The following is a 16,097-nucleotide window of genomic DNA, read 5'->3' as shown; positions in this document are numbered from 1 at the left end:
CCTGCCGCGCGCCCGCCGCACCACCACCGGACGGCCCGACCCGCCGCACGCAGGAATCCTGCGTGCGGCTGCCCGAACACGCCGGAAACCTGCCTGACCAGCCGCGTTCCGACGCGCGGGCGGGCCCTCGCGCTGCCTACGCTGATCACGTCCGCCGTACGCGCCCTCCCCACGGCGCCGGCCGGACGACCGAACCCCCCCACAGCCGAGAGGGACACCCGTGTCCGCAGCCCCCAACCGCATGCACCGGCCCGACAGCGAGCTGGTCGACCTGGTATTCGACTACATGCGCGAGCGGCTGCAGTACGACCCGGTGCCGCTCGACCACCCCGGCGACGGCGAGCACCTGCGCACCCAGCTGGCCGGCCTGCTGAACGCCGACGGCAACAACCCCGCCGACGTGCTCAAGCTGTACGACCACGAGCTCTCCCGCGCGGTGATCTCCGCCGACAGCCCGCGCTACCTGTCCTTCATCCCGTGCGCCCCGACCAAGGCCGCGCTGCTCTTCGACATGGTCGTCTCCTGCGCCTCCCTCCAGGGCATCTCCTGGCTGGAGGCGGCCGGCGCCATCGCCGCCGAGAACCAGGTGCTGCGCCTGATAGCCGACCGCGCGGGCCTGCCCGAGACGGCCGGCGGCACCTTCGTCTCGGGTGGCTCGGCCGGCAACCTCTCCGCCCTCGTCGTCGCCCGGGACACCGCGCGGCGCCGGCTCGGCGTCGGCCCCGAGGCCCGGCTGCGGATCGCGGTCGCCGACCAGGTGCACTCCTCGGTCAAGAACACCTTCAACATCATCGGCGTGGAGGCCTTCAAGGTCCCGACCGTCGACCGCCGCTTCACCGGTGAGGCCCTGCGCGCCGCCCTGGCCGCCGACCCCCACCCGGAGACGGTGATCGCCGTCGTCGGCACCGCCGGCACCACCAACGAGGGCATCGTCGACGACCTCCAGGGCCTGTCCGAGGTCACCCGCGAGCGCGGCATGTGGTTCCACGTGGACGGCGCCTACGGCGGCGCGGGCCTCTTCGCCCCCTCCGTGCGCGCCCGCTACAACGGCATCGAGCACGCCGACTCCTTCGTCGTCGACCCGCACAAGTGGCTCTTCGCGCCGTTCGACTGCGCCGCGCTGATCTACCGCAACCCGCAGCTGGCCCGCGCCGTGCACACCCAGGACGCCTCCTACCTCGACGTGCTGCACACCGAGGGCGACGAGTGGAACCCCACCGACTACGCCTACCACCTCACCCGCCGCGCCCGCGGCCTGCCGCTCTGGTTCTCCCTCGCGGTGCACGGCACCCAGGCGTACACCGACGCGATCGAGGAGGGCCTGAAGCTGGCCCGGGACACCGCGCAGGTGATCCGTGACACCGAGCACCTGGAGCTGCTGCACGACCCGCAGCTGTCCGCCGTCTGCTTCCGCCGCAAGGGCTGGACCAACGACGACTACTACCGCTGGTCGCAGCAGCTGCTCGCGGACCAGATCGGCTTCGTCACCCCCACCGGCTGGGACGGCGAGACCGTCGCCCGCTTCGCCTTCCTGCACCCGGGCACCACCATGGAGATGGTCCAGGAGATCCTCGACACCATGGTGTGACGCGCCCGGCCCGGGGCCGGCGCTAGAGGTACCCGCCGTTCGGAAGGTACGGGGACGGCGGGCGCATGCCCCGCAGCGCGAGATAGCCCCGGGTGTCCAGGCTCAGGCCGACCTCCAGGCCGACGTCCACCGCCCACTCCTGCTCGGCGGTCAGGAACTCGACCCTGGCGTCGGCCCCCTCGGGCACCCGGGCGAGAGCCTCCCGCAGCAGCCGGGCGGCGATCCGCTTGGAGGTGGCGGCGAGGAGCTTCACCTCGCCGCCGTCGCGGTAGCAGTAGCCACTTCCGGCCAGCGAGTCGGCGATCAGCAGCTCCTCGAAGTGCCCGAGCATGAACGCGTGGTCCGGGCCGTGCGCGGCGCCGCGCGCCCGCCGGTCCACCGAGTCCAGCAGGTGCAGGTGGGTGGCGTTGCCGGGATGGACCGGGATGTCCCCCGGGTCCAGCAGCCCGGCGCGGTCCACCCGCCCGGTCAGCAGCATCGCCGGGTGCAGGGTGAAGCCGGCCTGCCGGTAGCGGCGGGCGGCGGCCGGCGACGGGGAGGCACACAGCATCCCGCGCAGGCAGCCCCGCCCGTGCGTGGCGGCCCGCTCCAGCAGCAGCCGGCCCACGCCCTTGCCCTGGGCCGACGGGAGCACCGCGAACAGCGCCAGGATCCACACCCCCTCGCGGCGCAGCGACAGGGCCGTGCCGACCGGCGCGCCGTCCTGCTCGGCGATCCAGCAGCCGGCCGGGTCGGTTTGCACCAGATGCCGGGTCCTGGCCCGGTGCCGGGCTCCGGCGACCGGATCGGGTGCCGGGCCCTGGAGCCCGTCCGGCGTGCGCGCGTCCGGCCCCTGGAACGCCGCGCGGCCTATCGCCAGCACGGCCTGTGCGTCGGCCTCGGTGTCCTGGACCCGGCGGAGGATCATGCCTCCATCCTGGCCGCCGGGGCGCCCCGGTGGGGTGGGTTCGTCCGGATCGGTCGGTGACCGAGGCCCGGTGGTGTGCGAGCATGGGGAAGGTGGAGTCCGGGCCCATTGCCCGGTCCACCAGAGAAGAACCGCCCGGGAAATGAATCCGGGAGGCCGCTGGTTGGTACTGGCGGCAGATCGTCGTCAAAGACCGGGAGTAAGCAGATGACCGTCCAGGACGAGACCACCGTCGAGAGTGGTCTGCTCCTTACCGATGCCGCTGCGGCCAAGGTGAAGGGCCTGCTGGAGCAGGAAGGCCGTGACGACCTCGCGCTGCGCGTCGCCGTCCAGCCCGGTGGCTGCTCGGGCCTTCGCTACCAGCTCTTCTTCGACGAGCGCTCGCTCGACGGCGACGTCGTCAAGGACTTCGACGGCGTCAAGGTCGTCACCGACCGGATGAGCGCCCCGTACCTCGGCGGCGCGACCGTCGACTTCGTCGACACCATCGAGAAGCAGGGCTTCACGATCGACAACCCGAACGCCACCGGCTCCTGCGCCTGCGGCGACTCGTTCAGCTAGTCAGCGGCCTCTGCTGAGCAGCGCGCGAAGGCGGCCCCGGGGTTCTCCCCGGGGCCGCCTTTCGTCGTGCCGTGCTGGTTGCCGCCGACTCCGGCCGTCAGCCGTCAGCCGTCAGCCGTCAGCCGTCAGCCGTCAGTCAGCCGTCGGCTGCCGTGCCGCTACTGGCCGGCGGGGCCGTCGGGGCCGCCCGGGCCGACCTGCGGGTCGCTCTCCAGCGGCACCGGCTGACCGGTACCGGTGTCCACCACCGCGCGGCCCATCAGCTGCTTGTCCAGCTCGGCCGAGACCGACTGCTTCTTGGCGAGCGCCGGGCAGCTGGTGCCCACCGGTATCGGGGTGGTCAGCACGATCCGGATCTCCACGCTGCCGGGCTTGGACTCATCGGTCTTCAGCCCGAACTTCTCGCAGATCCCGCCGTAGAACCAGACGGTCAGCTTGTTGCCGTCGGTCCGGTAGCTGACCGCCTTGTGGGCCACCGGCGCCGGCTCGCCGATCGCGATGCCGGGCCCGGTCGGCTTGTCGGTCGGCTCGCCCGGCTGCGTCGGCGTTGGATCCGTCGGCGGCTTGATCGGGATGGGCGTCACCGGCATCGTCGGGACCAGCGTCGGCCCGCTGCCCGAGGCACCCGGGTCGGGCGTCGAGGGCGCGGTGGTGGCCGTGCCGCTGCTCGCGCCGGTGGACGGCTGCCCCGGGGTGCTCGGGGCGACCGAACTCGCCACCGGGCTCGGCGACGAACCCGCGCTCGGGCCACCCGAGCTGCCGCAGGCCGCCACCGTGCCGAGCGCCAGTACCAGCCCCGCCACCGCCGCCGTCCGCCGCGCGCGAACGCGCCCCGCCGGCCGGGCCATCGTCTTTACGTCCATCACTGACATCCTCCCGAGGCTCAGCGGCGTCGCCTCCCCGGCGCCACCGCGTCGGTTCGACGTGCCCCGGAGGAGTCCGGTTCCCTCGGGCCGCCGCCCGGGCGGTCAGCCGCCGTACTCGGACATCCCCGCCACCAGCCGCTGCGCGCCCGACGGCACCGAGAAGCCGATGGGGGCGGGCGTGGCGGGTTCGGGGCCGGTGGCCAGCGGCGGCCAGAACAGGCCGAGCCGGCGGGAGGAGCTCACCAGCGCGTCCAGGGTGTCCTGGTCCGCGTCGCCCCGCAGGGCGGCGGGCACGTGCAGGGGGTGCTGACTGGGCATCATCGGCCATCGCTCCGATCACGGCGCCGTGGCGCAGATGCCACGGACGTGGACGGGGGCCGCACACGCGCCCCCTGTCAGCGACCCTAGGCGGCCCGCCCGACGCCCACCAGAGCTACCCGGAGGTAGTACCCGTTCGACCGCACCGAGCGACGATGGGGCGCTGCGCCCCCGCCCTGCCCCCTCGCGCCGGGTCCGCGCCCGGGCCCCGCGGACGCGGCCTGGACCCGTCCTCCACCGCGGACCGGTATCGTAAGTGGGTTCGCCCCGCTGCTTCTGGCCCTGGCCGCCACCCTGAGGAGACCCCGTGCGTATCGCCGTCGCCGGCTCGATCGCCACCGACCATCTGATGACCTTCCCCGGCCGCTTCGCCGACCAGCTGGTCGCCGAGCAGCTGCACACGGTGTCACTGTCCTTCCTGATCGACACCCTGGACATCCGCCGTGGCGGCGTGGCCGCGAACATCTCGTTCGGCATGGGCGTGCTCGGCCTGCGCCCGATCCTGGTCGGTGCCACCGGCGCGGACTTCGCCGAGTACCGCAGCTGGCTCCAGCGCCACAACGTGGACACCGAGTCGGTGCACATCTCCGAGACCCGGCACACCGCCCGGTTCATGTGCACCACGGACGAGGACCACAACCAGATCGCGTCCTTCTACACCGGCGCGATGGCCGAGGCCCGCTACATCGAGCTCAAGCCGGTCGCCGACCGGGTCGGTGGCCTGGACCTCGTCCTGATCGGCGCGGACGACCCGCAGGCGATGGTCCGCCACACCCAGGAGTGCCGCACCAGGGGCTACGCGTTCGCCGCCGACCCATCCCAGCAGCTGGCCCGCCTGGAGGGCGACGACATCCGCGACATCGTGGACGGCGCCGCGTACCTGTTCACCAACGAGTACGAGGCCGCGCTCATCGAGAGCAAGACCGGCTGGGACGCGGACGAGATCCTCTCCCGGGTCGGCACCCGGATCACCACCCTGGGCAGCAAGGGCGTCCGGATCGACCGCAAGGGCGAGGCGACCATCAAGGTCGGCTGCGCGCCCGAGGAGCGCAAGACCGACCCGACCGGCGTGGGCGACGCCTTCCGGGCCGGCTTCCTGGCGGGCCTGTCCTGGGACCTCGACCTGGAGCGCTCGGCCCAGCTCGGCTGCATGCTGGCCACCCTGGTGATCGAGACCGTCGGCACCCAGGAGTACGAGCTGCGCGCGCCGGCGTTCCTGCAGCGCTTCGAGGCCGCGTACGGCCCCGGCGCGGCCGCCGAGGTCCGCGCGCACCTGGTCCGCTAGGACCGGACCGGTCCTGGCGCCAATCCCTCCCGGGCCCGGCGGGGCAGCCGCACCACGCCGGGCTCAGGTCGTGCGGCGCACCAGGTAGGCCGAGCCCCGGTCGGCGCCGAAGTCGGCGGCCGGGGCCTCGCCCAGGTACTCCTGCCCGCGCATCCCGCACCACGCGGGGATGTCCAGCCGGGCCGCCTCGTCGTCCGCCAGCACCGCGATCCGCCCGCCCGGCGGTACCTCACCGAAGTGCTTGGCCAGCTCGATGACGGGCAGCGGGCAGCGCTTGCCGAGGGCGTCGATCACCAGGGTCCCGGCCGGCGCGGCACCGGCGGGCGCGGGCAGGTTCAGCCCCAGCGGCGCCCGGACGCCCGCGACGATGTCCGGCAGTACGGCCAGGAAGCGCTCCACGTCCTCCTCCGCGGCGCCGAACGGCAGCGAGAGGCGGATGTTGCCCTCGGTCAGCACGCCCATCGCCGCCAGCACATGGCTCGGGGTGAGGGTGGAGGAGGTGCAGGAGGAGCCGGAGGAGACCGCGAAGCCCGCCTTGTCCAGTTCGGTCAGCAGCACCTCGCCGTCCACGTAGAGGCAGGAGAAGGTGACCAGGTGCGGCAGCCGGTTGACCGGGTCACCCACCACCTCCACCTCGGGCACCAGCTGCGGCACCCGGGCCCTGATCCGCTCGACCAGCGCGTGCAGCCGGGCGTTCTCCCGCTCCGCCTCCGCCCGTACGGCGCGCAGCGAGGCCGCGGCCGCCACGATCGCGGGGACGTTGACGTACCCGGGCACCCGGCCGCCCTCCCGTTCGTCGGCGGGCAGCGGCGAGGCGTAGCGCACGCCCTTGCGCACGGCCAGCACCCCGACGCCGGCCGGGCCGCCCCACTTGTGCGCGCTGGCGGTCAGCAGCGACCAGCCACCCGGCACGGCGAGCCGCCCGGCGCTCTGCGCCGCGTCCACGAGCAGCGGCACGCCGGCGCAGGCCTCGGCCACCTCGGCCACCGGCTGGAGGGTGCCGACCTCGTGGTTGGCGCTCTGCAGCACCGCGAGCGCGGTGTCGGCTCGCAGCGCGGCGGCGAAGCCCTCGGGGGAGACCCGTCCGAGCCGGTCCACCGGCACCACGCCGACCTCGCCACCGGCCGCCTCGTGCCGCTCGGCGGTGTGCAGCACGCTGGAGTGCTCGACGGCGGAGTGCACCAGGTGGGAGCCCCTGCGACGGTTGCCGGACAGCGCGCCCAGCATCCCCAGCTGTACGGCCTGCGTCCCGCTCGCCGTGAACGAGATCTCGTCCGCCCGGGCACCCAGCACCTGCGCCACCCCCTCACGGGCGGAGTCCAGCAGCATCCGGGCCTGCCGCCCGGTGCGGTACAGCCGCGCCGGGTCGGCCCACCCCTCCTCCAGCGCGGCGCTCAGCGCCTGCCGGGCGACGGGATGAAGCGGTGCGGTGGAGGCCACGTCGAAGTAGGACACACCAGACACCGTATCCCCGCCTCACCACGCGTCAGTCGATCACCTCGAATGTCCGATTCATCCTGGCCCGACGGGCCGTCACCCGTGCTCCCGGGGTCATCCCCCGATCGGGCGTACGGGCCTCGAATGCCTGCCATGACCTGCGCGTCAACCCTTGCGGGGCCTGATTGGGTGGCCGGGCGGCGCGTTACCGGGACCTGCCCGTCAGCAGCGCATAAGGCTGGAGTAGGGTTTGGCCCGCATAAGCATTCAAACCGTGCCCGTGGACGGGTCGCCGGGGAGGCTCACAGCCCTCCTCGGGGCGACGCGAAGGCGGGCGAGACTTCGGGAAGGCGCTACGTGAGTCCCAACGGCTCCGACCGCTCGCCGCGGCGCACGATGCGGCGGAAGCTGCCTCAGGCGCTGGCACTGGGCCTCGTCATCGCGACCGCTACCGGCTGCTCGGCCAACGACCTCCCCAGGCTTGGCCTCCCGAGCCCCGTCACCGAGGAAGGACCCCTGGTCCTTCACATGTGGCAGGGCTCCTGGATTGCGGCTCTGGCAGTGGGCGCACTGATGTGGGGTCTGATCATCTGGAGCGTGATCTTCCACCGGCGCAGCCGCACCGGTATCCAGATCCCTCCGCAGACCCGGTACAACGTGCCCATCGAGGCGCTCTACACCGCGGTCCCCATCGTCATCGTGTCGGTGCTCTTCTACTTCGTCGCCCGCGACGAGTCGCGTCTGATCTCCACCAGTGAGAAGCCGGACCACACCATCAACGTGGTCGGCTTCCAGTGGAGCTGGGCGTTCAACTACGAGAACACCGAGAACCCCGACCCGACCAGCAAGACCGCGGCGTACGAGGTGGGCACCCCCGAACAGGTGCCGACCCTCTACCTGCCGGTCAACGAGTCGGTGAAGTTCGTGCTCACCTCGCGCGACGTCATCCACGACTTCTGGCCCGTCAACTTCCTGATGAAGATGGACGTCGTGCCGGGCGTGGTCAACAAGTTCGAGGTGACCCCGAACGTCAAGGGCACCTACATGGGCAAGTGTGCCGAGCTCTGCGGCCAGGACCACTCCCGGATGCTCTTCAACGTCAAGGTCGTCGACCGCAAGGAGTACGACGACCACCTGGCGCTGCTGCGCGCCAAGGGGCAGACCGGCGCGGTGCCCTCGGGCATCACGACCATGGGAAGTGAGAAGTGACCATCCTCAACGAGCCCGCCGCCGCCGGCGGGGCATCCGGAGGCACCGTCACGGTCGGCGGGGGCCAGCGCACCCGCAAGCCGGGTTCCACCATCATCAAGTGGCTGACCACCACCGACCACAAGACGATCGGCACGCTGTACCTCGGTACCTCGTTCGCCTTCTTCCTGATCGGTGGCATTCTCGCCCTCGTCATGCGCGCCGAGCTGGCTCGTCCCGGGACCCAGATCCTGTCGAACGAGCAGTTCAACCAGGCGTTCACGATGCACGGCACGATCATGCTGCTGATGTTCGCGACGCCGCTCTTCGCCGGTTTCGCGAACTGGATCATGCCGCTCCAGATCGGCGCGCCCGACGTGGCGTTCCCGCGTCTGAACATGTTCGCCTACTGGCTGTACCTGTTCGGTTCGACCATCGCGGTGGCCGGCTTCGTCACCCCGCAGGGTGCGGCCGACTTCGGCTGGTTCGCGTACTCGCCGCTCTCCGACGCCGTCCGCTCGCCGAGCATCGGCGCCGACATGTGGATCATGGGTCTGGCCTTCTCGGGCTTCGGCACGATCCTCGGTGCGGTCAACTTCATCACCACCATCATCTGCATGCGCGCCCCCGGCATGACGATGTTCCGGATGTCGATCTTCGTCTGGAACGTCCTGCTGACCGCCGTGCTGGTCCTGCTGGCCTTCCCGGTCCTCGCCGCCGCGCTCTTCGCGCTGGAGGCGGATCGGAAATTCGGAGCACACGTCTTCGACCCGGCCAACGGTGGCGCACTGCTCTGGCAGCACCTCTTCTGGTTCTTCGGCCACCCCGAGGTGTACATCATCGCGCTGCCGTTCTTCGGCATCGTGTCGGAGATCATCCCGGTCTTCAGCCGTAAGCCGATGTTCGGCTACTCCGGCCTCATCGCGGCCACCATCGCGATCGCCGGTCTGTCCGTGACGGTGTGGGCGCACCACATGTACGTCACCGGACAGGTGCTGCTGCCCTTCTTCTCCTTCATGACGTTCCTGATCGCGGTCCCGACCGGTGTGAAGTTCTTCAACTGGGTCGGCACCATGTGGAAGGGGAGCCTGAGCTTCGAGACGCCGATGCTCTGGACGATCGGCTTCCTGGTCACCTTCCTGTTCGGTGGTCTGACGGGTGTTCTGCTCGCCTCCCCGCCGATCGACTTCCACGTCTCGGACTCGTACTTCGTCGTGGCGCACTTCCACTACGTGGTCTTCGGCACCGTCGTGTTCGCGATGTTCGCCGGCTTCCACTTCTGGTGGCCGAAGATGACGGGCAAGATGCTCGACGAGCGTCTTGGCAAGATCACCTTCTGGACGCTGTTCGTCGGCTTCCACGCGACCTTCCTGGTCCAGCACTGGCTCGGCGCCGAGGGCATGCCCCGCCGCTACGCCGACTACCTGGCCTCGGACGGTTTCACCACGCTGAACAGCTTCTCGACCATCGGCTCGTTCCTGCTCGGTCTGTCGATCCTGCCGTTCCTCTACAACGTCTGGAAGACCGCCAAGTACGGCGAGAAGATCGAGGTCGACGACCCGTGGGGCTACGGCCGTTCGCTGGAGTGGGCGACCTCGTGCCCGCCGCCGCGGCACAACTTCCTCACGCTCCCGCGTATCCGTTCGGAATCCCCGGCGTTCGACCTGCACCACCCGGAGATCGCCGCGCTGGACTACCTGGAGTCGCACGGTGAGCCGGCCAAGCACTTCGCCGGTGTGACCCCGGCCAAGTACGACAACCCGCAGCTGGGCAAGGGCAAGAAGGACGGCGACGCCTGATGAAGGAACAGGGCAAGATCTTCCTGGGCTTCGCGGTCTTCATCCTCGCGATGGCCATCACCTACGGTCTCTGGACCTCGCACAGCGATCTGGGTCTGGAGGCGGCCGGCACCACCGCGCTGTTCCTGGCCTTCGGCCTCTGCGCCTTCATCGGGTACTACCTCGCCTTCACCGCCCGCCGGGTGGACAGCGGCGCCGGTGACAACCCCGAGGCCGAGGTCGCGGACGACGCCGGCGAGCTGGGCTTCTTCGCCCCGCACAGCTGGCAGCCGCTCTCGCTCGGGATCGGCGGCGCGCTCGCCTTCCTCGGTGTGATCTTCGGCTGGTGGCTGCTGTACTGGTCGATCCCGATCATCCTGATCGGCCTGTACGGCTGGGTGTTCGAGTTCTACCGGGGCGAGGACCAGAACCAGTAGGTTCTCCTCCCCGGCACGGCTATCGCACAGGGCCGGGCATCCCGCACGGGATGCCCGGCCCTGCTGCATGCGCACGGGTGGTGGACTCACTCCACTGGGGTAACGCCTGGTCCCCCGGATGTCGCTTCTTCGTACGACGTTCCTACGATCTGATCAATCGTGCGAACCCTCGGAGGCGGTCATGCCCGGTAGGCGCGGCATAGCAGGCATAGGCAGCGGCATCTCGCTGGCCCTCGTTGTACTGACCCCCCTCGCCGCCTGTTCCGGCGGCAGCACCGACGACGGCGTCACGTCCTCCCGGCCGGTGGACGCCGCACCCCTGGTGCACACCTCGGCCGCCGGCCAGGTCGATCCGTCCCAGCCGTTCACCGTCACCGCCGGGTCGGGCAGCAAGCTCACCGACGTCACCGTCAGCGGCCCCGACGGGCACCTCGTCGCCGGCGAACTCTCCGCCGACCAGCGCAGCTGGCACACCACCGGCCGGCTGAAGGCCGCCACCGTGTACGCCGTGCGGATCGCCGCCGACGACGGCAAGGGCGGCCGCGGCGAGACCACCTCCTCCTTCACCACCGTCGCCGCCCAGCGTCTGCTCACCGCCAAGCTCGGCCCGGACTCCTCCGGCAGCGGCATCTACGGGGTCGGCCAGCCGCTCACCGTCCAGCTCTCCGAGGAGATCAAGGACCCGGCGGCCCGCAAGCTGGTGGAGCAGTCCCTGACGGTGGTCTCCCAGCCCGCCGTGACGGGCGGCTGGTACTGGGTCGACGGCAAGAACCTGCACTTCCGTCCGCAGGAGTACTGGCCGGCCAACGCGAACGTCAAGCTGTCCTTCAACGGTGAGGGCAGCCGGATCGCCGACGGGCTCTACGGGGGCGCGCCCGCCACGCTCGCCTTCCGCACCGGGGACCGGGTCGAGTCCGTGGTGGACGCGGCCACCCACCAGCTGACCCTGCGCCGCAACGGCCAGGTGGTGCGGACGATACCCGTGACCACCGGCAAGCCCGGCTTCTCCACCCGCAACGGCATCAAGGTGGTGCTCGGCCAGGAGCGGGTGGTCCGGATGAGCGGGGAGACGATCGGGATAGCCGCCGGCAGCCAGGAGTCCTACGACCTCCAGGTGGAGTGGGCGACCAGGGTCACCTGGAGCGGCGAGTACGTGCACGCGGCGCCCTGGTCGGTCGGCTCGCAGGGGGTGGACAACGTCAGCCACGGCTGTACCGGCATGAGCACCGAGAACGCCAAGTGGTTCTACGAGCAGACCCGCATCGGGGACATCGTCCAGGTGGTCAACAGCCTGGGCGTGGGCATGGAGCCGTTCGGCAACGGCTTCGGGGACTGGAACGTCACCTGGACGGACTGGCTGGGCCACAGCGCCGCCGGGAGCCCCGTCAGCACGGCGGACAGCGCATCGGCGGCGGCCTCGGCCGCGGTGCTACTGCCGCAGCTCTGAGCGGGCTCGGCAGGCGGGTCGTGGCCGCCGGCAGCCGCTCGTTCCCCGGCCGCTGGGCCGTCCGGCCGGCTCCGGCCGCCGTCGCTCGTCAGGAGCCGGCCGGGTACGCCAGTCGCACCGCGTTCTCCACGGCGGCCAGCGCGTCCGCCGGGGGCAGCCCCAGCCGCAGCACCCGCTCGGCGTACTCGGCGGCGGCGGCCGCCGCCAGCCGGTGGGCGGTGTCCCCGGTGGCCGCGATCAGCGTGCCGCGCCGGCCGTGGGTCTCCACCACCCCGTCGGCCTCCAGCTCCCGATACGCACGCGCCACGGTGTTCGCCGCCAGCCCGAGCTGCTCGGCCAGCGCCCGTACGGTGGGCAGCTTCAGGCCGGTCGGCAGCTCCCCGCTACGGGCCCGCTCGGCGATCTGCGAGCGGATCTGCTCGTACGGGGGAGTGGCGGAGGTGTTGTCTACGGACAGCTGCACAGGGACTCCTGACGGGTGGTCGCTCACTCACCCCCATTCTGCCGCGCCGCCGCCGCACTCCCACCCCGCGTCCAGGGCCGGGAGCGCGCGAAAGCGGCGAACCCCGCCCGGCGCGGTGCCGGGCGGGGTTCGCCGCTTGCGAGTCTCGCTACGCGATCAGTGGTGGCCGTGGCCGCTGGTGATCTCGTGGTGCTCCTCGGTGGTGGGCTTGGGGATCTGGGCCCCCTCGCCGTAGAAGCCCTGGGAGAGCTTGGCGCGGGTGCGGTCCAGGACCCCGGTCTTGCGGGCGACGCCGTTCTCGTCCACCTCGGCCGGCAGCTCGATCGGCTGCGGCTGCTCGTGGGCGGTGAGCTTGAACAGCTTGTCCTGTGGGAGCTGGGCGTGCACCTCGACGAACTCACCGTGCGCCAGGCGCTTGATGACGCCGGTCTCGCGACCGTGCAGCACCTTGTCCTTGTCGCGGCGCTGGAGGCCGAGGCACCAGCGCTTGGTGATCACGAAGACCAGGACCGGCACCACGAAGAAGCCGACCCGGACGAAGTACGTGATGTCGTTGATCGACAGGTGCAGGTGGGTGGCGAACAGGTCGTTGCCACCACCGACCAGCAGCACCAGGTACTCGCTGATCCAGGCCGCACCGAGGGCGGTGCGGACCGGGGCGTTGCGCGGGCGGTCCAGGATGTGGTGCTCGCGCTTGTCCCCGGTGATCCAGGACTCGATGAACGGGTAGACCGCGATCGCGACCAGCACCAGCGGGAAGATCATCAGCGGCACGAAGACACCCATGTTCAGGGTGTGGCCCCAGGCCCGGATCTCCCAGCCCGGCATGACGCGGATCAGACCCTCGGAGAAGCCCATGTACCAGTCCGGCTGGGCGTCCGTGGACACCTGGTCGGGGCGGTACGGGCCGTACGCCCAGATCGGGTTGATGGTGGCGATCGCCGAGATGGCGGCGATCAGACCGAACACCAGGAAGAAGAAGCCACCGGCCTTGGCCATGTAGACCGGCATCAGCGGCATGCCGACGACGTTCTTCTCGGTGCGGCCGGGGCCCGCGAACTGGGTGTGCTTGTGGTAGAAGACCAGGATCAGGTGCGCCACCAGCAGGCCCAGCATGATGCCCGGGATGAGCAGCACGTGGATGGTGAAGAACCGCGGCACGATGTCGGTGCCGGGGAACTCGCCGCCGAACAGGAACATCTGGACGTAGGTGCCCACCAGCGGGACGGCGAGGATCGCGCCTTCCATGAAGCGGATACCGGTGCCGGAGAGCAGGTCGTCGGGGAGCGAGTAGCCGAAGAACCCGTCGAACATGCCGAGGACCAGCAGCAGGAAGCCGAAGACCCAGTTGACCTCGCGCGGCTTGCGGAACGCGCCGGTGAAGAACACGCGCATCATGTGCACGAGCATCGCGGCGACGAAGACCAGCGCGGCCCAGTGGTGGATCTGACGGATCAGCAGACCGCCGCGGATCTCGAAGCTGATGTTCATCGTGGAGGCGTACGCCTCCGACATCCGGATCCCGCGCAGCGGCATGTACGTGCCGTCGTAGACGACCTCGCCCATGCTGGGCTTGAAGAAGAGCGTCAGGTAGACGCCCGTCAGGATGATGATGATGAAGGTGTAGAGGCAGATCTCACCGAGCATGAAGGACCAGTGGTCCGGGAAGATCTTGCGCAGGTTGGCCCGGGCGAGGGAGTAGATCCCCAGCCGGCCGTCCGCCCAGTCCGCTGCGGCCTCCGCCTTGTTGGCGGGCTTGGCCCGGGTGCTGGCCGGCTTGTTGGCGCCGGAGGTGGCGCTGCTCGCGGCACTCATGCGCGCTCCCAGAAACTCGGGCCGACGGGCTCCGCGAAGTCGCCGGTGGCGACCAGGAAGCCCTCTTCGTCAGTGGTGATCTTCAGCTGCGGCAGCGGGTGGCCGGCCGGGCCGAAGATCACGCGGGCGCCGTCCGACAGGTCGAAGGTCGACTGGTGGCACGGGCACAGCGCGTGGTGGGTCTGCTGCTCGTACAGGCTGATCGGGCAGCCGACGTGGGTGCAGATCTTGGAGTAGGCCAGGATCCCCTCGAAACCGAGCTCGCGGGAGTCGCTGTCCTTGATGTTCTCCGGCGCGATCCGGACGAGCATCAGCGCGTCCTTGGCGATCGCCTGCTGGAAGTCCTCGGCGTCCTCCCGCAGCCCGAAGGGCTTGGCGAAGGTGAGCGAGCCGACCGCGATGTCCTCGGCCTTCATGCGCTCGTCGGTGTTCATGTTGATGAGCGCGATCGGCTTGGCCGGGGTCGCGAGGTCCCAGCCGGTGTGCTGGAGCTTGTCCTCGGGCAGCGGGCCCAGGTCGCGCAGCAGGACCACACCGGACAGCGGGACGAGCGCCATCGAGCCGATCAGGGTGTTGCGGAGCATCTTGCGGCGGCCGAAGCCGGACTCGGCGGCGCCGGTCCTGAACTGCTCGATGACGTCCGCGCGGACCTCGTCGTCGGCCTCGATCGGGTGACGCTCGGCGGGCAGCTCGTGGTCGGACATCAGGGTGCGGGCCCAGTGGACCGCGCCCGCGCCGATGCAGAACAGCGCCACGCCGAGGGTCATGCCCAGGGCGAAGTTCAGCGCACTGACCTTGCCGAGCGGCCAGATGAAGACGATCCGGTCGGGGTCGATGGCCACGTACGAGGCGATGAACCCCACGGTGGCGAGCATCGACACGACGAACATCAGCGAGACCTGGTGCTCGGCGCGCTTGGCGGCCCGCTCGTCGATGTCGGTACGACGCGGCTCGTGGGCCGGCAGGCCCGGGTCGGCGAACGGGTCACCGTGTACGGCGACCTCGTTGTGCCCAGCGGAGCCGTGCGACTCCGGGAGCTTCTCTTCTGACATGTCGTGGCTCATGACTTCTTGGCCTTGGTGGTGTGGGCGGCGACCCAGATCGCGACCGCGATGAGTGCGCCGAGGCCGAAGATCCAGCCGAACAGGCCCTCGGTCACGGGACCGAGGCTGCCCAGGGCGAGACCGCCGGGGTTGGGCTCATCGTTGGTGTGGCGGACGAAGGCCACGATCTGCTTCTTCTGCTCCTCGGGCATGGTGGTGTCCGGGAACGACGGCATGTTCTGCGGGCCGGTCTGCATGGCCTCGTAGATGTGCTTGGCGTCCACACCCTCCAGCGAGGGGGCGTACTTGCCCTGGGTCAGGGCACCACCCTTGCCGGCGAAGTTGTGGCACTGAGCGCAGTTGGTGCGGAACAGCTCGCCGCCCTTGGACACGTCGTCCGGGTTGGTCGAGCTGTACTGCTCCTCGGTCGGCGTCACCGGGCCGGGGCCGAGCGAGGCCACGAAGGCGGCCAGCTGGTCGATCTCGCCCTGGCTGTAGATGTTCTTCTTGGCCGGCACCTGGGCACCGGGCTGCTGGGCCGGCATGCGGCCGGTGGCGACCTGGAAGTCGACCGAGGCGGAGCCGACGCCAACCAGGCTCGGACCGTCGCTGCTGCCCTGGCCGTTCAGACCGTGGCAGGAGGAGCAGCCGACGGCGAAGAGCTTCTTGCCCTCATCGATCGCGAGCGACTGCGCGGTGGTGTCGGCCTGGGCCTTCTCGGCGGGCGCGAACGCGGCGTACAGCCCCCCGGTGGCCGCCAGGGCGAGAAGTAGGACGACCAGCGCCGCCAGTGGGTGGCGCCGTCGTGCGGAGAGCTTTTTCACGGAATAACCCCGGTGTCAGGATCTGGTCGACTGGTGGGTGCGCCCGGCGGCCGGTCTGGCCGGCACTGCAGGCCGCCTGTCTAGGGCTGCGCGCGCGGTCGGTCGGTTGGGTGCGTCGTCACCGGCTGAAGGGCGACGCA

15 protein-coding genes are annotated in these 16,097 nt (G+C 70.7%); 7 read left to right on the top strand and 8 right to left on the bottom strand.

Annotated features, from left to right (window positions below):
• Window positions 1-220: 220 nt before the first annotated feature.
• Window positions 221-1,588: a pyridoxal phosphate-dependent decarboxylase family protein gene (locus tag ACIBH3_RS18105; RefSeq protein ID WP_396312964.1), complete on the top strand. Its 1,368-nt coding sequence runs from the start codon at window positions 221-223 to the stop codon at window positions 1,586-1,588.
• A 22-nt stretch (window positions 1,589-1,610) separates the two neighbouring features.
• Here ACIBH3_RS18105 and ACIBH3_RS18100 read toward each other — a convergent pair whose 3' ends face one another.
• A complete protein-coding gene (locus ACIBH3_RS18100) occupies window positions 1,611-2,495 on the bottom strand; it encodes a GNAT family N-acetyltransferase (RefSeq protein ID WP_396312963.1) in 885 nt (294 codons plus the stop codon).
• A 207-nt stretch (window positions 2,496-2,702) separates the two neighbouring features.
• Between ACIBH3_RS18100 and erpA the strand changes: the two genes are divergently transcribed.
• A complete protein-coding gene (gene erpA, locus ACIBH3_RS18095; protein ID WP_396312962.1) occupies window positions 2,703-3,056 on the top strand; it encodes an iron-sulfur cluster insertion protein ErpA in 354 nt (117 codons plus the stop codon).
• Between the two features lie 158 nt (window positions 3,057-3,214).
• Here erpA and ACIBH3_RS18090 read toward each other — a convergent pair whose 3' ends face one another.
• Together ACIBH3_RS18090 and ACIBH3_RS18085 are read right to left on the bottom strand one after the other, a co-directional pair.
• Window positions 3,215-3,919, bottom strand: coding sequence for a hypothetical protein (locus ACIBH3_RS18090; protein WP_396312961.1), 705 nt, complete (start codon window positions 3,917-3,919; stop codon window positions 3,215-3,217).
• A 105-nt stretch (window positions 3,920-4,024) separates the two neighbouring features.
• The gene (locus ACIBH3_RS18085; RefSeq protein ID WP_396312960.1) at window positions 4,025-4,243 is read right to left on the bottom strand and encodes a hypothetical protein; all 219 of its coding nucleotides are present in this window, start codon (window positions 4,241-4,243) and stop codon (window positions 4,025-4,027) included.
• A gap of 304 nt (window positions 4,244-4,547) precedes the next feature.
• Between ACIBH3_RS18085 and ACIBH3_RS18080 the strand changes: the two genes are divergently transcribed.
• Window positions 4,548-5,525, top strand: coding sequence for a carbohydrate kinase family protein (locus tag ACIBH3_RS18080; protein WP_396312959.1), 978 nt, complete (start codon window positions 4,548-4,550; stop codon window positions 5,523-5,525).
• Between the two features lie 63 nt (window positions 5,526-5,588).
• Here the strand turns inward: ACIBH3_RS18080 and ACIBH3_RS18075 are convergent, their stop codons facing one another.
• Window positions 5,589-6,980 (bottom strand): cysteine desulfurase/sulfurtransferase TusA family protein, encoded by a 1,392-nt coding sequence (locus ACIBH3_RS18075; protein WP_396312958.1) that lies wholly within the window; start codon window positions 6,978-6,980, stop codon window positions 5,589-5,591.
• Window positions 6,981-7,319: 339 nt separating this feature from the next.
• Here ACIBH3_RS18075 and coxB point away from each other — a divergent pair, with 339 nt between their 5' ends.
• The 4 genes from coxB (at window position 7,320) to ACIBH3_RS18055 (ending at window position 11,812) form a co-directional block, all read left to right on the top strand.
• Entirely contained in the window at window positions 7,320-8,171 is an 852-nt protein-coding gene (gene coxB / locus ACIBH3_RS18070) for a cytochrome c oxidase subunit II (protein WP_396312957.1), read from the top strand.
• Complete coding sequence (gene ctaD, locus ACIBH3_RS18065) at window positions 8,168-9,949, top strand: cytochrome c oxidase subunit I (RefSeq protein WP_396312956.1); 1,782 nt, start codon at window positions 8,168-8,170, stop codon at window positions 9,947-9,949. The genes coxB and ctaD overlap by 4 nt, the downstream gene beginning before the upstream one ends.
• Window positions 9,949-10,365: a cytochrome c oxidase subunit 4 gene (locus ACIBH3_RS18060; RefSeq protein ID WP_396312955.1), complete on the top strand. Its 417-nt coding sequence runs from the start codon at window positions 9,949-9,951 to the stop codon at window positions 10,363-10,365. The genes ctaD and ACIBH3_RS18060 overlap by 1 nt, the downstream gene beginning before the upstream one ends.
• Window positions 10,366-10,546: 181 nt before the next feature.
• Window positions 10,547-11,812 carry an Ig-like domain-containing protein gene (locus tag ACIBH3_RS18055; RefSeq protein WP_396312954.1) on the top strand — a complete coding sequence of 422 codons (1,266 nt, stop codon included), beginning with the start codon at window positions 10,547-10,549 and terminating at the stop codon, window positions 11,810-11,812.
• An 88-nt stretch (window positions 11,813-11,900) separates the two neighbouring features.
• On the opposite strand, the gene ACIBH3_RS18050 is transcribed toward ACIBH3_RS18055, so the two are convergent.
• The 4 genes from ACIBH3_RS18050 to ACIBH3_RS18035 form a co-directional block, all read right to left on the bottom strand.
• The gene (locus tag ACIBH3_RS18050; RefSeq protein ID WP_396312953.1) at window positions 11,901-12,275 is read right to left on the bottom strand and encodes a GntR family transcriptional regulator; all 375 of its coding nucleotides are present in this window, start codon (window positions 12,273-12,275) and stop codon (window positions 11,901-11,903) included.
• Window positions 12,276-12,431: 156 nt separating this feature from the next.
• Window positions 12,432-14,090, bottom strand: a complete 1,659-nt coding sequence (locus ACIBH3_RS18045; RefSeq protein WP_396312952.1) for a cytochrome bc complex cytochrome b subunit — start codon at window positions 14,088-14,090, stop codon at window positions 12,432-12,434.
• Window positions 14,087-15,142 carry a Rieske 2Fe-2S domain-containing protein gene (locus ACIBH3_RS18040; protein ID WP_396312951.1) on the bottom strand — a complete coding sequence of 352 codons (1,056 nt, stop codon included), beginning with the start codon at window positions 15,140-15,142 and terminating at the stop codon, window positions 14,087-14,089. Before ACIBH3_RS18040 ends, ACIBH3_RS18045 begins: the two co-directional genes overlap by 4 nt.
• Window positions 15,143-15,150: 8 nt before the next feature.
• A complete protein-coding gene (locus ACIBH3_RS18035) occupies window positions 15,151-15,957 on the bottom strand; it encodes a c-type cytochrome (protein ID WP_396312950.1) in 807 nt (268 codons plus the stop codon).
• Between the last annotated feature and the right edge of the window lie 140 nt (window positions 15,958-16,097).

This window comes from Kitasatospora sp. NPDC050543 (genome assembly GCF_044457565.1).
Taxonomy (GTDB): Bacteria; Actinomycetota; Actinomycetes; order Streptomycetales; family Streptomycetaceae; genus Kitasatospora.
The sequence above is the reverse complement of the archived record's forward strand: the minus strand, read 5'-3'. Positions and strand labels throughout refer to the sequence as shown.